Consider the following 24,072-nt stretch of genomic DNA (forward strand, 5'->3'; position numbering starts at 1 on the left):
AAAATGTTTACTTTTGGCTGCTCAAACCAGTTTAGAATATGAAGGCAGGTGTAGTTGTAGTTTTAGGTATTATTCTTTTATTTTTTGGAAGCCACACTCAGGCACAAAACAGTAACCAGGTAAATAATACGAAACCCAAAGTGGTGATCGGGATTGTAATTGAAAATATGCGTCCGGATTATATACAGCGTTATTGGGACAAATTTCAGCCCAATGGATTTAAAAAGATATACACTGAGGGTGCCGTTTGCGAAAATGTAAAACTTACCCTGCACGAACAAAATTATGCAAGTGGAACGGCAACTCTTTTTACCGGAGTTCATCCGTCTATTCACGGAATTGTTTCAAATAAATGGTACGACCGCCTGAAGAAAAAAGAAATCGACAGCACTGACGACGATTACTATTTTACGGTTGGCGCCGATACCAAAGCAGGTGCCGCATCTCCTCAAAATCTGCTTTCGACCACACTTACCGATAACCTGAAAATATTAAGCGGAGGCAAAGCCAAAATTTTTAGTGCGGCTTTAAACCGCGAATCAGCGATGTTTGCGGCAGGCCACGCTGCCGACGGAGCTTACTGGTTCGATACAGAATCCGGCAGAATGATATCCAGTTCGTTTTATGTAAGCACTTTCCCCGATTGGGTACGTATTTTTAACAGCGAAAATTACGCCGATATTTATAGTCACCGCACCTGGACAACGCTACTTCCGGAAACGAGTTACACCGAATGCCTGCGCGACGACTACCTGCTTGAACGTGGCTATTTTGGCGAGTTTAATACTTTCCCGCACGCTATTAGTAAATACATTAAACGCACCAACGATTTCAGGCCATTTAAAACCACGCCATCGGCCAATATGATGATTAAGGACTTTACCTTACGAATGTTGGAAAATGAAGAAATTGGAACCGACGACGTTACCGATTTTGTTACTGCTGTATTTTCAAGCATGGATTATGAGAACGGTTCATTCGGTCCTGCCTCGCTCGAAATGATGGACACTTATTTGTACCTCGACCAGTACATTGGCGAATTAATTGACGCTGCTGAAAAGAAATTCGGAAAAGAAAATGTTTTGTTTTTCCTCACAGCGAATACGTCTGCATCGTACCCGGTTGAGTACCTGAAAGAAGAATTTCATCTTACGGTTGACTATTTTAATATTGAAAGTGCCATCGCACTACTCACCTCTTATCTGAATATCACTTACGGTGAAGAAAAATGGATAGAGCACTATTCTGATCTTCAACTGTACCTGGATCACGACATCATCAGCAAAAACGACAATGTAACGCTTAATGAATTACGTGAGGTGTGTTCGAATTTTATTAACCAGTTTACAGGCGTGCAGGTATCGATGCCGGCTTTTCAACTGGAGCAGGGAAGTTCGGCAAACGGTTTGTTTGAGCCGCTGTACAATACCTATCACAAAAACCGCTCGGGCGATTTTATTTACACCCTAAAAGAAGGCTGGCAACCGGGTTATAAATTCAAACGTGCCAATTACACTGATCAATCACGTATTCCGATAGTAATTTGGGGAAATGGTATAAAGGCCCAAAAGATTAGCACTACGCACAATGCCGTCGATCTGGTACCAACTCTGGCAGAACTGATTGCTGTGCCGCTACCCGATAAATGTCAGGGAAAAATTATAAAAGAAATACTGGAAAAATAATTTGCAGGCGCTCAACTAACACCAACTAGAAGAATAGAAATCCCTTTCGTACATTCTTCTTTTCAACTTTAAGTTCTGCACGTACCTGATCATCCTTTTTCTGCTTGTCTTTACCATTAATTACCGGCTGAAGACTAACGACAAGTGTTGTATCGGCGATTGCCTTAACATGATGCTGTACGGATTTGAATCCACCGTTTGAAATGGCCAGATCCACCTCCCCTTCCTGCAATATTAGTTTGTAAAATCCATTCTGATTGGTAATTGTTCCAATTCCTGAATTCTTTTCAAATACACTTACATTCTCAAGGGCTTTTCCGCTGGATCCATCATTAACATAACCGGAAATGGCGACTACCTGAGCCCAACTCATACCCGGTATAAGGAATAAAAGTAACGCGAAATGGGTGATTAAAACTGTTTTCATTTTCTGTAAATTGTTTCTAATTGTTATGGCTATATAAAAATAGACAATTTAGGGCAGAAAAAGGTTGCTTTGTATTTTAAATTTTATCAAATAAATTGTTAAAAAATCTGCATTTCCCCTCCTAATTCCAATTCTTATTTAGACTACATTGTTCAAGACCTACAAAAAACCTTTTATAAAGCACATGCAAAACATGATAAAAGTTAGTCGCTCACTACTATTTTAAACGAGATTAAATTATTCTCTTGTTTCCTGCTGAATAACATCATGTTATGAAGCAAATACACTATTATTATTTACAACAACTGCTTACATTTGTTTAGAATGAAATAAAGAAATATATCTTTATTTAAATCAATACGCAATGACGACCCGGCCTTAATTGGCGACCTATTTAACAATAACAACTATAAACCATTTTATACTCAAAAACTTGTCTTATGGATCCAATCCAATCCTTAATTAAAGACCTCGCCGATGAACATGGACGACGCAGAGAAAGCGTTTTACCGATTATGCAAGGAGTTATTGAGCGCGAAAAATACCTGTCTGAACGCTCGATGATAGAAATTGCCCGCGAAATTGATATTCCTGCAGCCGATGTTTACGGAACAGCTACATTTTACTCATTTCTTGAAACCAAACCAACAGGAAAATTTATTATTCGGGTGTGCAAAACAATTACCTGTGCTATGAAAGGAAAAAACCAGGTTTTATTTGCCATTCAGGACATGCTAAAAATTAAGTTGGGAGACACCACTCCCGACAAACAATTTACACTTTTAGAGACCAACTGTCTGGGATGGTGCCACAAGGCACCGGCTATGCTTATAAACGACGACATTTACACCGAGCTAACGCCTGAAAAGGTGCGTGAAATACTGTCGAGTTATATGAAAGAAAACGTTAATCATTAAACCAGCAAGTATGGCAACTTCTAATCAATTAAAACGTGTAGATTTCATTTTCAGAAATGAAAACGACTGGGAAAAAATTCTCTCATCAACCCTAAAAAAGAAACCACAGGATCTGATAAACGAGCTGATCAGTTCTGAACTAAAAGGCCGTGGAGGAGCCGGATTCCCAACCGGGCTAAAATGGAAACTTACGGCAGAGTCAGACGAAAAACAGAAATACGTAATCTGTAACGCCGATGAAGGCGAACCCGGAACCTTTAAAGACCGCGAAATTTTATCGCGCGTACCATACAAAGTATTAACCGCCATGGCTATTTGCGGTTATATTACCGGAGCCAACAAAGGTTTTATCTATCTGCGTGGCGAGTATAAATTTCTGTTGCCCGAATTAAACAAGGCCATCGACGAATTTGAATACTACTGCAAAGAAACCAATCTCGATTTCACCATCTCCATTTTTATGGGAAGCGGCGCCTACATTTGTGGGGAAGAAACCGCTTTAATGGAATCGATGGAAGGTAAACGTGGCGAGCCGCGTAATAAACCACCATTTCCAACTCAGTCCGGTTTTATGGGAAAACCAACAGTGATAAACAATGTGGAGACACTCGTTCATACCTTCACCATTTTTAAATACGGCGCAAAAAAATTCTACGATTTGGGTGTTCAATACTCACGCGGAACAAAACTCTTCTCGGTTTCCGGCGATACGCCAAAACCCGGTATTTATGAACTAGAGCTGGGAATGAGCCTTCAGGATTTTGTTTACGAATTTGGCGATGGCGATACCAAAGCTGTGCAAGTTGGCGGAGCTTCCGGTTTTCTTGTACCGCGTAAAAAATTCAAAGATGCTGCCATTGGTTTTAAAGGAAAACTAACCGGTATTTCGCTGCCTACGGGCGGATCGATGATGCTTTTTAATAGTTCGCGCTCGATGTTTAACGTACTCGATAATTACCTCGAATTTTTCCGCGAAGAATCGTGCGGCCAGTGTACACCGTGCCGCGTAGGATGCCAACAGCTGCTTTTGGGTATTAAAGCTGTAAAACGTGGTGATAAACCGGCTTCCTATCTCGACAAATTATTGCGTCTTACCGAAACGATGCAGTACACAGCCAAGTGCGGTCTTGGGCAATCGGTGGCCAATTCGTTCTCGTCGATTGTAGAGAACTTCAGAGAAGAGATGATCTATTAATAAACCGGAAAAAGAAATGTTATGAGCAAAAAAATAAGTATAACTATAAACGGTTTTCCGGTTGAATTAGCACCAGGAAAAACCATTCTCGAAGCTGCAGAAGAACAAGGAATAACCATCCCAACACTTTGCCATCATAAAGATTTGTGTGTTGCCGGAAACTGTCGCGTTTGTGTGGTTGAGGTAGTCGGACAAAACCGTTTGTCGGCCGCCTGCGCAACACCTTGCGAAGAAGGTATGGAAATCCTTACCAACAGTTTAAAAGTTCGTAATTCGCGAAAACAAATTATCGAACTGTTGTTGGCCGAACATAACGCCGATTGCACCAAATGTTACCGCAACGGAAACTGCGAGCTGCAAACGCTGGCTTCGGAGTATAAAATTATGACCCAGGATTTTCTGGAATTGGTTCCACTAAAACAATATTCTATCGATGCGTACTCGCCGTCGATTATGAAAGACGACAGCAAATGTATTCGCTGTCAGCGATGTGTACGAACCTGTGCGGGTTTGCAAGGTGTTAATGCACTAACCGTTGCGCACAAAGGCGATAAAATGAAGATTACAACCTTCTTCGAAAAAGCCATGCGCGATGTGGTTTGTACCAATTGCGGACAATGTGTTAACCACTGCCCAACGGGAGCTTTGGTGGAGAAAAACTACATTGAAGAAGTCTGGGAAGCCATTGCCAATCCGAATAAACACGTTGTGGTGCAAACGGCACCTGCTGTACGTGTTGGATTAGGCGAAGAACTTGGATTAAAACCGGGTAAAAGTGTTACCGGAAAAATGGTTGCCGCTTTAAAACGTTTGGGATTCGACTCGGTTCTTGACACCGATTTTACTGCCGACCTTACCATTATTGAAGAAGGAACAGAGTTACTTACCCGCCTGAAAAAAGCACTGGTCGACAAAGATGAGACGGTAAAATTACCAATGGCAACATCGTGCTCGCCGGGATGGATCAAATACATCGAACACATGTTCCCCGAGCATTTGCAAAACCTGTCGACCTGTAAATCGCCGCAACAAATGTTTGGTGCCCTGGTAAAAACGTACTACGCCAATGCGCGAAATATTAAACCCGAAGACATTGTTTCGGTATCGATAATGCCATGTACAGCAAAAAAATACGAAGCATTCCGCCCTGAAATGCACGACAGCGGTTACCGCGATGTTGACTATGTTTTAACCACGCGCGAACTGGCTATCCTTATTAAACAGGCAGGTTTGGACTTCAATAAACTGGAGCCGGCAAAATACGACCGTTTAATGGGAGAATCATCGGGTGCGGCAGTAATTTTTGGAGCTACCGGCGGTGTTATGGAAGCAGCATTACGTACCGCTTACGAAATTGTAACTGGCCGCGAAGTTCCGTTCGAAAACCTGAATATTACGCCGGTAAGGGGAATTGACGGTATTCGCGAAGCAACTATTAAAATTGAAAATCCGGTGAAAGAATGGGCATTCCTCGATGGCGTTGAGCTAAAATGTGCCATTGCCCACGGCTTGATTAATGCCAAAGCTGTTATGGAAGCAGTTAGAACCGGTACTGCCGATTACCATTTTATTGAATTTATGGCCTGCCCAGGTGGCTGTCTTGGTGGTGGCGGACAACCGATTCCTACCAATCCGGAAATCAGGCAGAAACGTGCTGAGGCAATTTATGCTGAAGACGAAGGACTGCCACTTCGAAAGTCGCATGATAATCCTGAAATTAAAAAGTTATACAAGGACTTTCTTAAAGAACCGCTTGGTGAAGTATCGCACCATTTGTTGCATACAAAATACACCCGAAGAGAAAGGTATTAATAACTAACCTGACTTACTTTAAAATCCGGTATATTTGGTACCGGATTTTTTTATGGAAAAGTTTACCAGATATATAAATTCGCCCATTGGCTGGCTCGAAATTCAGTCGACAGAAACGACTTTAACTGCTATATGTTTTGTTGATAAAGAAGCCAATAACTCAACTATTCAGCCAAAAATATTGGATGAAGTTGAGGCTCAACTAAAGGAATATTTTGCAGGCAAACGAAAAGCGTTCAACCTGCAACTTACACCTGAAGGAACCGAATTTCAGCAAAAAATATGGCAGCTGGTACAACAGGTTGAATTTGGAGTAACTGCCAGTTACCTCGATATTGCAAAACAATCGGGATCGGATAAAAACACACGTGCCGTAGGCTTAGCAAATGGTAAAAACCCTATTCCCATTATCATTCCGTGCCACCGTATAATTGGCAGCTCAGGAAAACTTACCGGTTATGCAGGCGGATTAGAGCGAAAACGCTGGTTGCTCACACACGAACTTTCAAATGCTCCTACTTCCGGCAAATTGTTCTAGAATCAGGAACACTGTCCCATATTGGAGCACAAAACCAACATTGCAAAAACATTACATTACTGAATACTTGCGCTTTACAATTTGTGGTATATCATTTGCAAATTAACTTACGAAATCAGGAAGATAAAAAATAAGGCACCTGTTATGGTAAACCTTAAGAAATGGAACTCAATTTTGGGTTCCATTTTCTTTTGCATGAAGTCTGATATATCCTTATATTCACCTCAAAAAATTTATGCATAAAAAGTTAAGCCTTGTTGTTCTGTCGATTTTCCTGCTAAGTTTTTCTTTTGCCCAGGAAAGATACACGACTGACTTGTTTGATGAAATCCGCGTTGAAACAGTAACTTATGCTACAAAAGATGGTGAAAATCTTGACATGGATATTTACCTTCCGCAAAACGATTACGAGCAGGAACGAGCCACGATTATTTATGTGCACGGCGGTGGTTTTAGTGGCGGAGAAAGAGATGGCGAAAATATTAAAACATTTTGTACGCGCCTTGCAAACTACGGTTATGTGGTGGCTTCCATTTCGTACCGTTTAACACGAAAAGGGAAACCGGAAGGTTTTGGCTGCGATTGCCCTGCAACTGAAAAAATGAACACCATTTATGCTGCCAGCGAAGACCTTCAGGATGCTGCATTCTTTTTGATCGAAAATCGCCACCAGTATGCAATAAACCCACAGCAAATTATATTATCAGGAAGTAGTGCCGGTGCCGAAACGGTTTTGTTTACCGCCTATCAACCGCCATATTGTTATGGATTGGATTCGGGCCCTGTATCTTTTGCAGGTGTTATTGGTATGGCCGGAGCAATTCCCGACACCACAGCTTTATACGATGAATCGGCCATTCCTTCGCTTTTATTCCACGGCACCGACGACAACCTGGTTCCTTATGGAACTGCTCCGCATCATTATTGCAGCGAAGATTCCAAAGGTTATTGGATTTTACACGGATCGTACACCATTGCTGAGAAACTGGAAGAATTGGAAGTTCCGTATTGGTTGCATACCACTTGCGGTGGCGCGCACGAAGTAAATATCACTCCCATTACTGATTACTTCGATGTGATTATTGAATTCTGCGACCAGTTTGCCATTGAAAAAAATGGTGACCAAAGACAAACGATCATAGAAGGAAAACAAAATACCGATAAATACACCACTTATAATTTCTGTTCAGAATGAAACGAGCATGAGTCTAATTTCCTTAAAAACGGATTATTCTCTTCATGCGAGTTCCATCTTATTCCGCAGAAAAAAAACAATTTTAATAAGATGAAACGATTAATTTTAAGCTTGCTTTTATTCTTCCCAACAATATTATTTGCGCAGCAAATGAATGTAATGACGTTTAATATCCGATTAAATACGGCAAGCGACGGTTTAAATGCCTGGCCAAACCGTATTGCTTTGGTAAATGGCTTGTTGCATTTTTACGATCCCGATGTTTTTGGTTTACAGGAAGCCTTGTATGATCAGCTACTTGACATTGAAAAAGGGTTGCCCGAATACAAATGGTTTGGCGTTGGCCGCGACAATGGTGATAAAGCCGGCGAATTTATGCCGATCTTCTACAATCCGAAAAAACTGATTTTGGAAGACAAGGGACATTTCTGGTTATCCGAAAACTGCGATGAACCGGGACTGGGTTGGGATGCTGCGTGCAACAGGATTGTTACCTGGGGAAAATTTAAATCGAAAGTGACCGGGAAAAAATTCTTCGTTTTTAATACGCACTTCGACCATGTTGGAGTGGAAGCCCGTAAAAACTCGGCAAAATTGATTCATGAGAAAATGGAAGAGTTTACTGCAGGATCAGGCTTGCCGGTAATTCTTACAGGTGATTTTAACCTGAGACCCGATTCAGCACCAATAGCCCTAATTAAAGGCTACATGAGCGACAGCCGCGAAGTTACCGAAGAAGCACCGTACGGACCGATTGGAACTTACAACGGTTTTAAACCGGGCAGCGAAGGCGATAACCGCATTGATTACATTTTTGTGAACGATAAAATTAAGGTGTTGGAATACGCTGTAATCAGCGATACTTACGAGAACCGATCGCCATCCGATCATTTACCGGTTTTTGTGCAAATACAATTGAGATAAGAGGAATAATTCTCGCAGATTTCGCAGATATTCGCAGATAAGATTCTGAAAATATTCAGCGCAATCCGCGAAATCTGCGAGAAATTTTCCTAATCCGAATCTTCCAACTCAAAGATTTCATTCACCGACTTTTCAAATATTTTCGAGATTTTAAGGGCCAAAATAGTTGATGGCACATACCTCCCCTTTTCGATCGAATTAATGGTCTGGCGCGAAACACCAATCAGTTTTGCCAGTTCGTCTTGTGTGAGGTTTTTAATGGCACGTTCTATTTTTAGCCTATTCTGCACTTCGTATTTTTGATTTTGTAACGTAATAACTCACTAGGTAAAATCCCAAAATAACAGCCAATAAAGTATCTGCATGAAGTTGATTAAAATCGTCAGAAACAATATTTTCAATATAAGTTAGAAAAAAGAATCCTACAACTCCTGCCCCAAAACTGCGATAGAATGATTTTAATCGTATAGTGTTCGACATTTCATCTTCAATCTTGTCTCGGGAAAAACAGATAAGAAACAAGCCCAAAATAATATAAATACTCCCCAGATGGTTGCCACCATCAACTAACAAACTCTGAAAAATCCATGGCAAAGAAACTGCACAAATAACAATCACCAATCCCAGAAATTTAAACCAGCGAGGAAATAACTTTAACTTCTTAAAAACAGCTTCTTCATTCTTCTCTCTAAAGAGCCAGGACACAAGTCCAATAGATAGAACGACAAGTACTAACAATAGTGATTGAACTATCTTTGTTTCCATAACTAATTCTGATTTTTAAGTGATCGGTATTTCGTAAAATAAAAATAGCTGAGATACACGATAAAGGTTGCGTTTAATAACATCATAAACCAAACAAACGAGTTTTCTGAAAAGGAATTCGGTTCAATAATTTCGTATCCAGAATAAATACCGGCAAGAAAAAAGAACGAGATCATAGAAATGTACATGGCTTTCATTCTTATCTGCTCGGCAAATTCGTCATCGTTCTTTTCCTTTGAAAAAGCAATTTGGAGCAAACCAAAATAGATTCCCGACAATAAAAAAGGATTTGTGGAAGGATTTGTATCTCCTTGAATAATGGAATAACAGAAAACAAAAAGAAGCCACCCCATTCCAACAAACTTACACCAGAAGGGCAGCAAGTGAGGACTTAGATTAAAAACATCAAGTGTTCTCCTTCCAAATGGGAAAAAACGAAGTAGAACTATAAAATAGCTGATGATTACTATTGTTCCTATTATGGTGTTCATGGTTAGTTGTTTTCTTTTCGTAGTTTATAAAGGGTAAAATAAAAGTACAGCGTTGCAATCAATAATCCACCAAACATAAATACCTGCACAATAAAATTGCTCCAGTCTCCACTGTCCGAATCAGCAACACGTGCTGCGCCCAATGCACAAAACATGGCTACAAAACTTACAAATGAATAAGTAAATGCCTTTAAGCGAATCTGTTCTGAAAACTCATCTTCAGCTTTCTGCTTGGAAAAGAAGGTTATAAATAAGACAAAATTTAAAACAGAGAATATTGTTTCCTTTTTGTTCTCTATTGAATCCTTAAGAATGAAAATTGTTATTAATGCAACAACTGTAAGAATTATCGCGATCAGTTTGAACCAATTTGGCAATAGTCTGAATTTCCGCTCGTATAAATCAAAACTTAGAGCAGAAGATGGAATTATATAGGCAAGAAGACCTATGTATATACCAAAAAGAAGAATACTATAAATGACCATAAGTGTAAACTTTACTGTTCAATATGACAAATTTACTTTACATTTTATAAAAAGTCAAGTATTCTTTACATTTTTACAACATCTTTATCTTTGACACCATTTCAATCATTTTATCATAAAACATGAGTTTTATCTTTCATTCTGCTTTTTGATAATTGATAAGTTTTACATTTCTTAGCGGAATGTTTGAAAATCTTGGTGAACTCATTATAAAAATCTCCGATGGCATTTGGGGAGCTCCTATTTTAATTTTGCTACTTGGTGGCGGATTTTTCTTTTTAGTGTATTCGCGTTTGGCACCGTTGCGTTACATCGGTCACGCCATTTCCATTTTAACCGGAAAATACGACGATCCGAACGAAGAAGGACAATTAAGACACTACCAGGCACTATCCACAGCTCTTGCCGGAACTGTAGGAATGGGAAACGTTAGTGGTGTTGCCGTTGCAATTACCATGGGCGGTCCGGGAGCCATTTTCTGGATGTGGGTGTCGGCACTACTTGGCGTTAGCACCAAATTCTTTACCTGTTCGCTGGCCGTAATGTTCCGCGGAAAAGACGATGCCGGCGAAATCCAGGGAGGCCCGATGTACTACATCACCGAAGGACTTGGAAAACAGTGGAAACCCATTGCCGTGTTTTTTGCCATAATGGCCATGATCGGTGTTTCACCACTTTTTCAGGCGAACCAACTTACCCAAATGGTTCGCGATGTGGTTCTTGTTCCGAACGGAATTGAAGGTTCATTCACCACCAATATTTTAACCGGTGTGGTTATTTCCATTCTTGTTGGACTGGTTGTTATCGGTGGAATTAAACGAATTGGGAAAGTTACCGGCAGCCTGGTTCCAACCATGGTGGTTGTTTATACGGTTACCGTTTTATACATTATTTTTTCCAATTCTTCAGAAATTGTTCCTGCATTTAAAACCATTTTCGAAGATGCATTTACCGGAAATGCCGTATTGGGAGGATCGCTGGGTGCGATTATAATTACCGGTGTTCGTAGGGCAGCTTTCTCGAACGAAGCAGGACTGGGAACAGCGCCAATGGCGCACGGAGCAGCCAAAACCAACGAACCAATTCGCGAAGGACTGGTAGCTATGCTGGGCCCGATTATCGATACCATTATTGTTTGTACGATGACTGCACTGGCCATTATTATTACAAACACCTGGCAAGTAAGTAGCGCCGATGGAATTACACTTACCGCGCAGGCTTTTGATTCCAGCATCCCGGTTTACGGAAAATACATTCTGGCTATCTGTGTAATTTTCTTTTCCATGTCAACTATGTTTGCCTTTCCGTATTACGGGGTAAAATGCCTGGGTTTTGTTGCCGGAACCAAATATCAGCACATTTACAACTACCTTTTTGTTGCCGTAATTTTACTGGGAGCTGTGGCAAATCTGCGTACAATCATTGGCCTTATCGACATTGCTTTTGCACTAATGGCTTTCCCAACTGTAATTACAACCATGCTGCTTTCGCCACATGTTAAGCGAGCAGCTAAAGATTATTTTGCCCGTCTTAAAATTGAAAAGGCTAAATAAATAGTAGCCGTGCTCAAATAAATTTCGAGGAAAACCTGATGAAACAACTCATCAAATCGGACACCTATTGCTTTTCTTTCATATATTCAATACTTTAAACCAAAATATTGAAATGACCACAAATCAGCAATTTGAACAACTTGAAAAGGCCTTTTTTCATGATGGATATCAACTGGCCATGAAAGCAGTTGAGGCAAATTTGGAGCAAGAAGCGTTACATCAATCTTTACAAGAAATGTATGCCGCCATCGATGGACTGATCGACTCGTTGTTTGTTTATGCGCAGCAACAAAATCAGGTTATCGATTGTAAAAAAGGATGCAGCTGGTGTTGCCATCAACCGGTTTTTGCACTGGATTACGAGCTGGATTATTTGTTGGCGTTTATGGAGAAATCATTTGACGATGATACGTTTTCAGGTGTTCAGGAAAAGGCCAAACAAAAACAAACAAAACTAGGCACCTTAAAAGGCGATGAACTGATGAATGCCAAATATCCCTGCCCACTTTTAAAAGATAATGCCTGCTCGGCGTATGAAGCGCGCCCAATGGCTTGCCGCATTTATCTTTCGTCGGATGTAAAAAGCTGTGTTCACTTTTATAACCAACCGGATGATAAAAATACCTACCCTGCCCTTTTAGATATGCCAATGCGTTTGGGACGAATGATGAACGAAGGATTTAAATCGGCACTTAAAACCAATGGTATTGAAGCAAAAGAATTTCGGATCGAGGAGAAACTAATCTAAATAATTCAGCTATGGGCTTTGGGGGATCGGTACTTGCAATGATACAATCGTTACGTGCTAATGCGCGTCCCAAACATCATGCCTACCAAGATTGGGAAAAAGCGGATAAAAGGATTTTTAAAAACAAGTACAAACTTGTATCAAAGCAAGTTTCACCGGAAAAACTAGCCCAACTAAAAACGAAATACAGAAAAGAAATTGAAAAAGACCAGAAGCGCACACTAATTCTTACCATTCTTTCAATCGTAATCATTATTCCTCTGATCACATTTGGAATCTTTCAATTTTTCTTTAGCAACAGCCAGAATAATTATCGCCCTTATGTTTCGGAAGCGGAGAAACAAAAAACAGAAATCACAATCGAACAAATCAATTATTTGCTCGACTCTGGTTATGATTGGCTAAATAAAAGTCATTATAAAAATGCCCGGTACCAGTTTAATCGGGTTTTAGAAGTTATCCCCACAAACAAAGATGCACTTTTTGGTATGACAGCAAGCTATGTTTACGAATGCCAAAAAGAGCACACAAACTGCGAAAGAGCCACGGAACTACTGCAAAATTATATTTCAAAATTTGGGAGCGATACTAAAACGGATCATTTGAGCACGATACTCAAAAGTGGTGATTAAACTTCTTCAATAGTTATCCCGGCTTCCTCAAATTTGCTTTCCAGGATTTCTGGTGATAATGGCCTACCATTTCGTGTAAGAACCGACGTTATGCGACCTTTTACCATCAGCTTTTCATCGGCTTTACGAATCACTTCCTGCAAAAAGACAATGCGTAAACGACCTTGTTTTCCAATCTTCAGACGAACCAGAAAATCGTCGCCGGGACGCAGTGGGAACTTGTATTCCAACTCGGCTTTTATAACTACTGCATCAATTCCTTCGTCGTGTAATTGTGCAAAGTCTAGCCCAACATGGTTCAAAAATTTATGGCGTGTATGTTCCAGGTAGTTTTGATAAACAGCGTTATTTACAATTCCCTGAATGTCGCATTCGTAATCGCGAACCTGCATCTCCAGTTCAAAATGATAATTCTCCATTATGTAGATTTAAAGGCTAAAGCCAGATTCAGTAGTTCTATTTTACTTCAAAATCGAACAATATTTTCCCTTCCAGGTAACCTTCCATACGATCGCCAATGGCAACAGGGCCAACATTTGCAGGCGTTCCGGTGTAAATCAGGTCGCCAATTTTTAGGGTAACGTATTTCGAGATATTTGCGATCAGTTCATCAAAATCAAAGATCATCATTCCTGAGTGAGATTCCTGAACCGTATCGCCGTTTATATCGAGGTGAAAGTTAATGGCATCGGGATCCGGAAAAATGGACTTCGACAAAAAAGTACTGCTCAACACTGCTGATTTATCAAAAGCTTTTGCTTTTTCCCAGGGCAGGCCTTTTGCTTTCAGCTGTGCCTGTACATCGCGAGCCGTGAAATCGATACCTAATCCAACCTCATCGTAATAACGGTGTGCAAAACGTTTTTCAATGTTTTTGCCAATGCGGTTGATCTTTATCACCAACTCTATCTCGTGGTGTACCTCCTTGGTCCAGTCCGGGATATAAAACGGATCGTTGTTTCGCAACAAAGCGGTGTCGGGCTTCATAAAAAATATGGGCTCCTCAGGTACGTCGTTGCCCAGCTCTTTGGCATGAGCTACATAATTTCTACCTATGCAAATTATTTTCATGATTAAAAGCTTTTCAATTTCGTTGTCATTTCGAACAAAGAGAGAAATCTGTAACAGATTTTTCAGTCGTCCCTCCTTCAAAATGACAAGCTTTACTTACTCATCATTTTCAGTTTCAACTGTGTTAAAACTTTTTTCGTATACAACGGAAATTCACTGTTCAGAATCCAACCAAAATAGCCGGGTTGTTCTTCCAAAACCTGCTCAACAGGTACACCTTTGTTTTTACCAAAATTGAATACTTCCACGCCATTTTCGTCGTAAACAATACGACCAACAAAATCAACATTTCGATCGTACGACGAAAACTCGCTCAACTTATCTACGTCGTTTTCAATGGGTGTCGATTTTTTCCCTTTTGCATCTTCATACTCCGTTCCCTTGTATTTGTCGAGCTGCGCTTTTAGCACCTCGTACGTGGCTTTTGTATCGGCCATGGCGCTGTGCGCATCGGTCAACTCTTCGTTGCAATAGAATTTGTATGCGGCTGACAGTGTACGTTTTTCCATTTTGTGAAAGATGGCCTGGACATCAATAAATTTGCGCTTTTTAAAGTCAACATCCACCTCGGCACGCAAAAACTCTTCGGCCAGCAAAGGAATATCAAACCGGTTGGAATTAAAACCTGCCAGATCGCAACCTTCCAGAAATTTGGCCAGCGTTTTCGCCACCTCTTTAAAAGTCGGTGCGTCTTTTACATCCTCATCGTAAATTCCATGAATCAAAGAAGCCTCAATCGGAATCGCTTGCTCAGGATTTATGCGCATCAGTTTTTCCTCCTCTGTTCCGTCAACATTTACTTTTATTAAAGCAATCTCCACTATTCGATCCGTAACAATGTTTATTCCGGTGGTTTCCAGATCTAAAAAAACCAAAGCGTTTTTTAAATGTAACTTCATGGTGGGTATGAATTAAAAAAGGTACCCTGAAACCTGTGTTCCCGGATACCTTTTCGGTTTATCGTTTTACTATTTTAAACGTTAATCATCATTGGCATCAGCAACATCAACATGTCTTCATCTTCCTCGTTTTCGGCCGGAAGTAACAAGCCTGCACGTGTTGGATCGCTCATTTCAACCTTTACATCGCCGGTTGAAATATTGGTAAGAATTTCCTGCAGGAAAGTTGATTTGAAACCAATTTCAATTTCTTCACCCTCGTATTCGCAATTGATACGTTCAACTGCCGAAATTGAGAAGTCGATGTCTTGTGCCGACACCACTACCTGGTTGTCGGAAATATTCAATTTTACAAGGTTGCTCGCCTGGTTCGAGAATACTGAAACACGTTTTACTGTGTTGAAGAAATTCAGGCGGTCGATAATCATTTTGTTTGGATTATTTGTAGGAATTACCGAGTTGTAAGTTGGGTAATTTCCTTCCACCAAACGACAGATCAGTTTGTAGTTGCTTAAAGTAAAAAAGGCGTTTTTATCGTCGAATTCCAGTTTTACATCAAACTCTTCTTTTGGCAACAGGTTTTTCAACAAGCTAGCCGGTTTTTTAGGCAAAATAAACGAAGACTCGAATTCAGCTTTTGCATCCAAACGACGGTAGCGAACCAGTTTGTGCGCATCCGAAGCTACAAAGCTCATAAAATCAGGCGTTAACTCCACGTAAATACCGTTCATTACCGGACGTAACTCATCGTCGGCTGTAGCGAACAAAGTTTTTTCAATACCTTTCTGAAGTACAACATGGCTAACATCGATCGACGAAGCACCTTCCTCATCCAACTGTGGCTGCTCCGGAAAATCCTCGGCATTTTGTCCCATAATGCTGAATTTACCATTGTCGGAATAAATCTCAACAAGGTACGAATCACCATCAATCTGAAATGTCAGCGGTTGCTCCGGAAATTCTTTCAGCGTATCGGTGATCAACTTGGCCGGAACTGCAACGGCTCCTTCTCCTTCAATATTATCCAACTCGAGGCTGGTAATTAAAGTCGACTCCAGATCGGAAGCTGTTATGGTTAACTCTGTTTCGCTTAACTGAAACAAGAAGTTATCGAGAATTGGCATTGTACTTTTACTGCTGATAACCTTGCTAATTGCAGAAAGGTGGCTCAGTAATTCGGTGCTTGAAACTACAAACTTCATTTATTTCGATTTATTTTTTTGATTTCATACTTAACGGTGCTTCGGTTGACACCAATCTAAGTATACGAATATACAAACTTTCATGAATTATCCCTATCGTGATAAAAGGGATTTTACCCTATTTTATGAACGGTTGTATTTGTATTTGCGGACAAGGTTGTAAACCAGTGCAAAAACCGTGATTAAAAGCAGTGGCAGCAATACATTGAGCCATTTCCAGAATGCCGCTTCTTCGCGCAATTTAACTTTGTCGAGTAAACGTAGTTTTAGCGATCGACCGCGCAACTCCATAATTCCCTGTTTATCATTGAGGTACGAAATGGCATTCACCAGAAACTCCTTATTTCCGAAAACCTGCCCCGACACTTCATCAAAACCAAGTTCCTGAATTTTAGGTGGATTGGTAGAGTAGTTGACTTTGTTGGTGATCATGCCACCATCGGCAATTACGATCATTTGTGTGGGCTGACTTTCTGTAATTATTTCGGCCGAAGAATAGCCGTAGTTTTCCACCATTCGGTTTTTGTAGTTCGATGTAAACACACCTTCCAATAAAACGCCAACCGGAATATCCGACTGCGTAAACAACTCGCGCGCCGGCGGATTATTAATGTTTCCAAGACTCACCGACGACGGTGCTTTTATGCGGCGTGCATAAGGCGACGTACTCAAAATTACCTCTTTTTGAATAGAGGAATTGGCAGAAACTGTATCGAGCGACGAAACAAATTCGGCTTTTACCCAATTCAGATTCCTGCTGATCGGATGATTATCGTTGGGAGTAAGCAGTGGCGAATAATACCACGGATGCAAGGTATAGCGCGGTGCATTACCCGGTGCCGCCGTATTTACACGAATCTGAATACAGTTTACATCCTGCAGCAACTCGTAATTTAAACGAACACCGTAGCGAAATAACTGGTCTCCAATATTCATATCGTTTGGAAATGAATAGGTTTGAAATCCTTTGCTCAAACTATCAAGGCTAACCTGAACAGGATCAACCAGCCACATCAATTTACCACCTTTCATCAGGTATTGGTCGATGGCAATTTTTGAAGTCTCCGGGAATTCTTTTTTCGGATTGGCGATCACCAAAATATCAACGTCCGAACCGTCGAGATCGGCAGCTTCCAGCATATCAATTTCAAAATCGGAAGAAAGTGTACGAGCAATATCGGCCACTTCGTACTGATTCGCCTCATCGTGCCCCTGTAAAAATGCCAGCACCGATTTTTTCTTTCGTATCAGTTTATGAAATGCATTTACCAACTCGAACTCGATGGTCTCAACCGAATGGTTAAAGTTGTTTTCGTAACTGGTATATGGATTATTTTTCAGGAAATTAACCGCCAGCTCTTTATTCTGATAACGAATAATCGCCCCCGGAAATATAAATCGCGAACTCACTCCCTGCTCGGTTTTGTGCCCGAAATTAATCCGTGGCACTCCTCTATTTACAATGTCGGTAATAAACTCTTCCTGTTTTTCGATATTCCCGATGCTGTACGGATTAAAAATGCGTACCCGAATTGGGGACGAACTGTATGCATTAAGAACGGCTATTTTCTCCAATACCTCATTTTGTATTTTTCGTAATCCCGCTTCCAGCTCTCCACTTAAGTACAACTCCACTTCCACCGGGCCTTCAAGTCCGCTTACCATTTGTTTACTTACGTCCGAAAGCGAATAACGTTTTTCGGCAGTCAGGTCGATACGATATAAAAAGTTGGATGAAATGGCGAGTACCAGCAAAACAACAACCGGAATAACCACCGCACGAACTTTTGCTTTTGTTTTTCGAAGTTTTCCTTTTCGCAAGATCAGTGTCGTGCCGTACAAAAACAAAAAGGCCATCCCAATAAAATACAGGATATCGCGCATATCAACCACGCCACGCGAAATGGACAGGTAATGATCGTTGATACTCAGCCACGAAAAAAGTTGCTCTGCCAAATACGGAACTTCTGACGATGCCACAAACTCGAAACCGAGGTAAAAAATGAACGACAGCGACATTCCGAAGATAAAAGAAACGATCTGGTTGTCGGTAAGCGACGAGGCGAAAATACCAATGGCGACATAAATGGTTGCCAGGAAAAACAGCCCCATAAACGACCCCCATGTGGCGCCGGTATCTATACTTCCAACCGGATTTCCTAATAAATAAACCGACAAGAAATAAAGTAAAGTGGGCAACAACGACAAAACAACAAGCACTAAACCGGCCAAAAATTTTGCCAGTACCAACTGAAGATCACCGAGCGGTCGTGTTAGTAGTATTTCGATGGTTCCGCTGCGTTTTTCGTCGGCAAACATGCGCATAGTTATTGCCGGCACCAAAAACAGGTACAACCACGGTGCCAAGGTAAAAAGCCCCTGCAACGTTGCATAATTATTATCAGGAATATTGTAATTACCCGGGAAAATCCACAGGAACAAACCGGTAACCAAAAGAAAAACCAAAATGGCCAGGTAACCGATCAGCGATCCAAGGAAAGTTTTTATTTCTTTTTTGAATAAGCTATACACTTGTATTCTTATGATTTATGTTCAGAACACAAAGATAACAATTCAACCATTTTTTCGGCTGCCCGTTTTGAGCACCCCGGCTCGCCCATTAGTTTTTGCATTTCCCCGTAATCCGACAGAATACTTTCGCGATACTTTTCGTCGCCAAGTAAACGATCGAGTTCGACCGTCACTTTTTTAACGGTCATGTCTTTTTGGAGCAGCTCTTTTACCGCCATTTTTCCTAAAATAATATTAGGCAGAGACACCCAGTCGATTTTTAAAACGGCAGCCATAATGTAATGAACCAAAACGCCACCTTCAACTTTGTAAAGCACCGTTTGCGGAACATGAAACAAAGCGGTTTCCAATGCTGCCGTTCCGGAGGCCACCAAAGCAGTATGTGCGTTATTTAGTAAATCGTAAGTGGATTCGTACAGCACTTTTATGTTGCTCCCCTGCAAAATTCCGTTATACAACTCTTTGTCTACCGACGAAACACCAGCCAGCACAACCTGGTAATCATCACGGCCTTCAACGGCCTTTTTCATCACCGGCAATGTTCCTTTTATCTCCTGCACCCGGCTACCGGCCAGCAGTGAAATTATCGGGCGTTCATCTAAATTATTTTTTGCTTTAAATTCTTCAGCCGATTGTGCTTTTTGTTCAAATTCCTTAATCGAGTCAAACAGCGGATTTCCCACATAATTTACATCGATACCGTGCTTTTTGTAAAAGGCTGTTTCAAACGGGAAAATGGTAAACATTTCGTCGACAAAAGCACGCACCTTTTTAACGCGGTACTCTTTCCATGCCCACAGTTTTGGAGAAATGTAATAATAAACTTTTATGTTGTTTTGTTTGGCAAACTCGGAAATTCGCAGGTTAAATCCGGGATAGTCAATCAGAATGAGAACATCGGGTTTGTAGTTCAGCAAATCTTTTTTGCAGAACTCCATGTTTCGTTTTATGGTCTTGATATTCAGTATTACGTTCACGAAACCCATAAAAGCCATTTCGCGGTAATGTTTTACCAGCTCGCCGCCAACAGCCTGCATTTTATCGCCGCCAAAAAAACGAAAGTCTGCATCTTTATCAGCAACTTTCAGTTCCTTCATCAGGTTCGAACCATGCAAATCGCCCGATGCTTCGCCGGCTATAATGTAATACTTCATATTAAACAGCTTTTGAAATTAACACCACAAAAGCGTAAAGAATGGTAGCTCCCAACACACCGCGGGCCGCCTTTTCATATTTCAATCGTAAAAAGATCCAAAAGGCGCCAACGTTGGTAAAAACACACAGACTCCCAATTTTAACAAGCGCTTGCATTCGCCACATTCCTGAAATGTAATTCGGGAAAGACATATCGTTTTCGCCAACCAGGTACACGATAAAAAAAATGAAAATGGGTAAAACCAGACCAGTTAAAACACCAACACCAACTTTGTCGTATTTATTCTTTTTGCTTTTTGGCATAGAAGACGGATTAAAACTTCCACGACTTAATTTGCTCCATGGTATCGTAGCAAGTCATATCAACTCTAACGGGAACAACGGTGGCAAAATTATTTTTGAGTGCAAAAATATCGGTGTCTTCTGTATCCTCTTCAAGATTTTGAAAATATCCTGAAAGCCAGTGATATTCTCTTCCGTGCGGATCGGTTCTTTTTTCAAACTCTTCCATCCATTTACCGTGCGCCTGCCTGCACACTTTTATTCCTTCCGGTTTTCCTTTCGGAATATTTACATTTAAACAAGTAAACGCCGGCAGTCCGTTCTCCACAACACTCTGAAAAACACGTGCAACAACCAACTTCGCTTTCGAGAAATCAGCATCGGCACTGTAATCTTCCAACGAAAAACCAATCGACGGAACTCCATGCAAACCACCTTCGATGGCAGCTCCCATTGTTCCGCTGTAAATCACACTAATCGATGAGTTAGAACCATGATTAATTCCCGACACAACAAAATCAGGTTTGCGATCGAACAGACCGTTAAAACTCAGTTTCACGCTGTCAACTGGTGTACCGTTGCATTTGTATGTTGGCACACCGTGGATTTTCTCAACCGGAGTAGCGCGCAGTGGGTGGTCAACCGTAATGCCACAGGCTTTCCCCGACATACTAACTTCGGAAGAAATAACCACTACATCACCAAAAAACTGGACCACTTCAACCAGTTCCCGCAAACCTTTTGCATGAATTCCATCATCGTTCGTAACCAAAATAAATGGTTTTTCAGTATCGTTTTTTTGCATGAGAGCAAAGATAATTAGAAATTACTATCTTGTGTCATCAAACCAATTTTATACCTGTTATTCTTTTATCTCCGTTTCAGTGTTGAGATGATGAACATTTTAGGACAATTTTAATTTATTAATACTCAGTTTATAGTTAATCTGGGCGATTATTGAACTAAATAATTCGGATCTGAAAATATTTTATAAAACGTTATATGATGAAATTTTTGAAAAAACTCACTGTATTTTGCCTTCTTTCACTTGTATGGTACGGAGCTGCCGCCCAGGTGGATATTGAGTACCAAAAACCACCGCAGGAAATTCTGGAATTAATTGATGCTCCGGCGGTTCCTTCGGCCTCCTTCGATGCAAAAAACGAAAACATTGTTTTGTTGCATCGGAACCAGTTTAAAAGTATTGCCGAATTATCGGAACCAGAATTACGACTTGCGGGACTGCGAATCAATCCGGTTACAAATATTGGTAGCAGAACGCGTTACTTCAGCAACATTTCGTTGATGAAAGTTGGGAAGCCTGACGAAATTAAGGTTAGCAACGTTCCAACAACTGAGCGCCTTGCCAATTTTACCTGGTCGCCCGATCAAAGTAAAATGGCTTTCACCAACACGGTTGCCGAAGGAGTTGAATTGTGGGTTTTGGATATAAACGAGGCCACATGTAAAAAACTTACCGATGCAAAACTGAACGCAAATATTGGTGCTGCATTTGAGTGGTTCGAAGACAATAGTCGTTTGCTGGTAAAAATGCTTCCTGCCGACAAAAAACCATTGATCGACAAATCGACTGCCGTACCAACCGGTCCGAAAGTTTCGGTTAGCGACGGCAAAAAAGCTCAAAACCGCACTTACCAGGATTTGCTTATCGACAAAGCCGACGAATATAATTTTAAACAGCTGGTACTTTCAACACTTTATACGGTTGATCTTGCAGGAAATACGTCATTATGGAAAGAAACCGCAATGTACACCGGCATGAGTTTTTCGCCGGATGGTGAATACATAATGATTTCAACTCTTGGAGAACCTTTTTCGTACCTGGTTACCTACAATCGTTTCCCTTCAAAAACTACTATTTACGACAAATCGGGCCAATCGGTTAAAGTAATCCGCGATGTTCCGCTCGAAGAAGTTCGTCCAAAAGGATTTATGTCGACCACAAAAGAAATTCGCAGTCTGCGCTGGCGTTCCGACAAACCGTCGACCATTTTTTACGCCAAAGCACTTGATGGAGGCGACCCGGCAGTTGAAGTAGATTTCAGAGACGAACTGTTTACACTGGATGCCCCATTTACCGGCGAACCTAAATCCATCTTAAAAACACAGCAACGTTTTAACCGGATTACCTGGGGAAATGACGCTGTAGCCATTGCCACCGACGAATGGTGGAATACCCGGAATCAAAAAACATATCTATTCAATCCGAGCGATGTAACAGCTGAACCGGTAGTTATTTTCGACCGAAACGTAAATGACCGTTATAACGACCCGGGATCGTTTGTAACCACAAAAAACGAACTGGGAACCTACACGCTCGAAATGAATAACAATAAGCTGTACCTAACCGGGCGAGGTTATTCTCCGGAAGGAATGCGTCCATTTTTCGATGCCTACGATTTGAAAACCGGGGAAACCGAACGTTTGTGGCGTGCCAGCGGAGAAACAACACTGGAAAATATTTACCGTGTTATTGATGCGCAAAAAGGTGAGCTGTTGACACGTGTTGAGACGAACACTCAATACCCGAATTACTACATCAGAAACATAAAAAAACGTATTGCGCCAAAGCCGATTACGTTCTTTAAAAATCCGTACCAAAGCATTGCCAATATTCATAAGGAGATTATTAACTACAAACGTGAAGATGGTTTGGATTTATCGGGAACGCTGTATTTGCCTGCCGATTACGACATGGACAAAAAAGAAAAGCTGCCAATGATAATGTGGGCTTATCCGCGCGAGTACAAGGATAAATCAGCCGCCGGACAGGTTACCACATCGCCACACACTTTTACTTATCCATCGTATGGGTCAATTATTTTCTGGGTTACCCGTGGTTATGTTGTTCTCGACGGTGCCGCCTTCCCAATTGTTGGCGAAGGTGAAAAAGAACCGAACGACAGCTTCCGCGAGCAATTGGTAGCAAATGCCAAAGCAGCCATAGATGCCGTTGACAATTTGGGTTATATCGACAGGGAGCGTGTTGCAGTTGGCGGCCATTCTTACGGTGCATTTATGACTGCAAACCTGCTTAGTCACTGCGATCTGTTTGCCGCAGGAATTGCCCGAAGTGGTGCCTATAACCGAACGTTGACTCCTTTTGGTTTTCAAAGCGAAGAAAGATCGTACTGGGAAGCACCCGAAGTTTATTACACCATGAGTCCGTTTATGCATGCCGACAAAATGAAGACTCCGCTTTTGCTAATTCACGGAATTGCTGACAATAACTCAGGAACTTATCCGATGCAAAGCGAGCGTTATTTTAATGCATTAAAAGGTTTGGGAGCGCCAGTTCGTTTGGTTATGTTGCCAAAAGAAAGCCATGGTTACTCAGCCCGAGAATCAATCTTACATATGTTGTGGGAGCAGGATCAATGGCTCGAGCAGTATGTAAAGAATAAGAAATAATAAGCCTCTTTACGAGATGAAAGTCCAAAACAGATTTAACCTGTTTTGGACTTTTAATTTTCACTCGTCGCAAAAGAATTCTTAACCTTATCTTGAACTTCTTTCCGCTAAGGAACTTATATAAATGGCCTA

24 protein-coding genes are annotated in these 24,072 nt (G+C 41.1%); 11 read left to right on the forward strand and 13 right to left on the reverse strand.

The annotated features are described in order from the left end of the window. Positions 1 to 38: 38 nt before the first annotated feature. The gene (locus tag SLH46_RS15540) at positions 39 to 1,685 is read left to right on the forward strand and encodes an alkaline phosphatase family protein (RefSeq protein WP_320282125.1); all 1,647 of its coding nucleotides are present in this window, start codon (positions 39 to 41) and stop codon (positions 1,683 to 1,685) included. A 25-nt stretch (positions 1,686 to 1,710) separates the two neighbouring features. On the opposite strand, the gene SLH46_RS15545 is transcribed toward SLH46_RS15540, so the two are convergent. Further along, on the reverse strand, positions 1,711 to 2,112 hold the full coding sequence (locus SLH46_RS15545) for a carboxypeptidase-like regulatory domain-containing protein (RefSeq protein ID WP_320282126.1): 402 nt from the start codon (positions 2,110 to 2,112) through the stop codon (positions 1,711 to 1,713). 440 nt (positions 2,113 to 2,552) lie between these two features. Between SLH46_RS15545 and nuoE the strand changes: the two genes are divergently transcribed. The 6 genes from nuoE to SLH46_RS15575 all read left to right on the forward strand — a co-directional run bounded on the left by nuoE (position 2,553) and on the right by SLH46_RS15575 (position 8,693). Next, positions 2,553 to 3,029: an NADH-quinone oxidoreductase subunit NuoE gene (nuoE, locus tag SLH46_RS15550; RefSeq protein WP_320282127.1), complete on the forward strand. Its 477-nt coding sequence runs from the start codon at positions 2,553 to 2,555 to the stop codon at positions 3,027 to 3,029. 10 nt (positions 3,030 to 3,039) lie between these two features. Then, the gene (locus SLH46_RS15555) at positions 3,040 to 4,224 is read left to right on the forward strand and encodes a complex I 51 kDa subunit family protein (protein ID WP_320282128.1); all 1,185 of its coding nucleotides are present in this window, start codon (positions 3,040 to 3,042) and stop codon (positions 4,222 to 4,224) included. A gap of 21 nt (positions 4,225 to 4,245) precedes the next feature. Next, a complete protein-coding gene (locus SLH46_RS15560; RefSeq protein WP_320282129.1) occupies positions 4,246 to 6,036 on the forward strand; it encodes an NADH-dependent [FeFe] hydrogenase, group A6 in 1,791 nt (596 codons plus the stop codon). A gap of 52 nt (positions 6,037 to 6,088) precedes the next feature. Continuing rightward, on the forward strand, positions 6,089 to 6,574 hold the full coding sequence (locus tag SLH46_RS15565) for a methylated-DNA--[protein]-cysteine S-methyltransferase (protein ID WP_320282130.1): 486 nt from the start codon (positions 6,089 to 6,091) through the stop codon (positions 6,572 to 6,574). Positions 6,575 to 6,809: 235 nt separating this feature from the next. Beyond that, a complete protein-coding gene (locus tag SLH46_RS15570) occupies positions 6,810 to 7,769 on the forward strand; it encodes an alpha/beta hydrolase (RefSeq protein ID WP_320282131.1) in 960 nt (319 codons plus the stop codon). A 90-nt stretch (positions 7,770 to 7,859) separates the two neighbouring features. Then, complete coding sequence (locus SLH46_RS15575; protein ID WP_320282132.1) at positions 7,860 to 8,693, forward strand: endonuclease/exonuclease/phosphatase family protein; 834 nt, start codon at positions 7,860 to 7,862, stop codon at positions 8,691 to 8,693. Between the two features lie 89 nt (positions 8,694 to 8,782). Here the strand turns inward: SLH46_RS15575 and SLH46_RS15580 are convergent, their stop codons facing one another. From SLH46_RS15580 to SLH46_RS15595, 4 genes are read right to left on the reverse strand one after another with little or no spacing between them, the layout of a single operon-like run. Further along, positions 8,783 to 8,983, reverse strand: a complete 201-nt coding sequence (locus SLH46_RS15580; RefSeq protein ID WP_320282133.1) for a helix-turn-helix transcriptional regulator — start codon at positions 8,981 to 8,983, stop codon at positions 8,783 to 8,785. Beyond that, positions 8,973 to 9,458, reverse strand: a complete 486-nt coding sequence (locus tag SLH46_RS15585; protein ID WP_320282134.1) for a hypothetical protein — start codon at positions 9,456 to 9,458, stop codon at positions 8,973 to 8,975. Before SLH46_RS15585 ends, SLH46_RS15580 begins: the two co-directional genes overlap by 11 nt. 2 nt (positions 9,459 to 9,460) lie before the next feature. Further along, entirely contained in the window at positions 9,461 to 9,949 is a 489-nt protein-coding gene (locus tag SLH46_RS15590; RefSeq protein ID WP_320282135.1) for a hypothetical protein, read from the reverse strand. Positions 9,950 to 9,951: 2 nt separating this feature from the next. Then, complete coding sequence (locus SLH46_RS15595; protein WP_320282136.1) at positions 9,952 to 10,434, reverse strand: hypothetical protein; 483 nt, start codon at positions 10,432 to 10,434, stop codon at positions 9,952 to 9,954. A 182-nt stretch (positions 10,435 to 10,616) separates the two neighbouring features. Here SLH46_RS15595 and SLH46_RS15600 point away from each other — a divergent pair, with 182 nt between their 5' ends. From SLH46_RS15600 to SLH46_RS15610, 3 genes are all read left to right on the forward strand, one after another. Further along, positions 10,617 to 11,987: an alanine/glycine:cation symporter family protein gene (locus SLH46_RS15600; RefSeq protein WP_320282137.1), complete on the forward strand. Its 1,371-nt coding sequence runs from the start codon at positions 10,617 to 10,619 to the stop codon at positions 11,985 to 11,987. Positions 11,988 to 12,099: 112 nt separating this feature from the next. Continuing rightward, positions 12,100 to 12,735: a YkgJ family cysteine cluster protein gene (locus SLH46_RS15605; RefSeq protein WP_320282138.1), complete on the forward strand. Its 636-nt coding sequence runs from the start codon at positions 12,100 to 12,102 to the stop codon at positions 12,733 to 12,735. A gap of 11 nt (positions 12,736 to 12,746) precedes the next feature. Beyond that, on the forward strand, positions 12,747 to 13,367 hold the full coding sequence (locus tag SLH46_RS15610; protein ID WP_320282139.1) for a hypothetical protein: 621 nt from the start codon (positions 12,747 to 12,749) through the stop codon (positions 13,365 to 13,367). Here SLH46_RS15610 and SLH46_RS15615 read toward each other — a convergent pair. The 8 genes from SLH46_RS15615 to surE form a co-directional block, all read right to left on the reverse strand. Next, positions 13,364 to 13,786 carry an acyl-CoA thioesterase gene (locus tag SLH46_RS15615; RefSeq protein WP_320282140.1) on the reverse strand — a complete coding sequence of 141 codons (423 nt, stop codon included), beginning with the start codon at positions 13,784 to 13,786 and terminating at the stop codon, positions 13,364 to 13,366. The genes SLH46_RS15610 and SLH46_RS15615 overlap by 4 nt on opposite strands. A gap of 37 nt (positions 13,787 to 13,823) precedes the next feature. Then, on the reverse strand, positions 13,824 to 14,438 hold the full coding sequence (locus SLH46_RS15620) for a fumarylacetoacetate hydrolase family protein (protein ID WP_320282141.1): 615 nt from the start codon (positions 14,436 to 14,438) through the stop codon (positions 13,824 to 13,826). 92 nt (positions 14,439 to 14,530) lie between these two features. Continuing rightward, positions 14,531 to 15,337 carry a 3'-5' exonuclease gene (locus tag SLH46_RS15625; RefSeq protein ID WP_320282142.1) on the reverse strand — a complete coding sequence of 269 codons (807 nt, stop codon included), beginning with the start codon at positions 15,335 to 15,337 and terminating at the stop codon, positions 14,531 to 14,533. 74 nt (positions 15,338 to 15,411) lie between these two features. Beyond that, positions 15,412 to 16,539, reverse strand: coding sequence for a DNA polymerase III subunit beta (gene dnaN, locus SLH46_RS15630; RefSeq protein WP_320282143.1), 1,128 nt, complete (start codon positions 16,537 to 16,539; stop codon positions 15,412 to 15,414). A gap of 123 nt (positions 16,540 to 16,662) precedes the next feature. Further along, positions 16,663 to 19,071 (reverse strand): gliding motility-associated ABC transporter substrate-binding protein GldG, encoded by a 2,409-nt coding sequence (gene gldG / locus SLH46_RS15635; protein ID WP_320282144.1) that lies wholly within the window; start codon positions 19,069 to 19,071, stop codon positions 16,663 to 16,665. Between the two features lie 8 nt (positions 19,072 to 19,079). Next, positions 19,080 to 20,225, reverse strand: a complete 1,146-nt coding sequence (gene lpxB / locus SLH46_RS15640; protein ID WP_320282145.1) for a lipid-A-disaccharide synthase — start codon at positions 20,223 to 20,225, stop codon at positions 19,080 to 19,082. Between the two features lies 1 nt (position 20,226). Continuing rightward, the gene (locus tag SLH46_RS15645) at positions 20,227 to 20,529 is read right to left on the reverse strand and encodes a hypothetical protein (RefSeq protein WP_320282146.1); all 303 of its coding nucleotides are present in this window, start codon (positions 20,527 to 20,529) and stop codon (positions 20,227 to 20,229) included. 10 nt (positions 20,530 to 20,539) lie between these two features. Next, on the reverse strand, positions 20,540 to 21,313 hold the full coding sequence (gene surE, locus SLH46_RS15650; RefSeq protein ID WP_320282147.1) for a 5'/3'-nucleotidase SurE: 774 nt from the start codon (positions 21,311 to 21,313) through the stop codon (positions 20,540 to 20,542). A 200-nt stretch (positions 21,314 to 21,513) separates the two neighbouring features. Here surE and SLH46_RS15655 point away from each other — a divergent pair, with 200 nt between their 5' ends. Further along, positions 21,514 to 23,940, forward strand: coding sequence for an alpha/beta hydrolase family protein (locus tag SLH46_RS15655; RefSeq protein WP_320282148.1), 2,427 nt, complete (start codon positions 21,514 to 21,516; stop codon positions 23,938 to 23,940). The last annotated feature ends 132 nt before the right edge of the window (positions 23,941 to 24,072 follow it).

Origin of the sequence: Draconibacterium sp. IB214405 (assembly GCF_033963885.1) — a bacterium.
GTDB lineage: Bacteria > Bacteroidota > Bacteroidia > Bacteroidales > Prolixibacteraceae > Draconibacterium.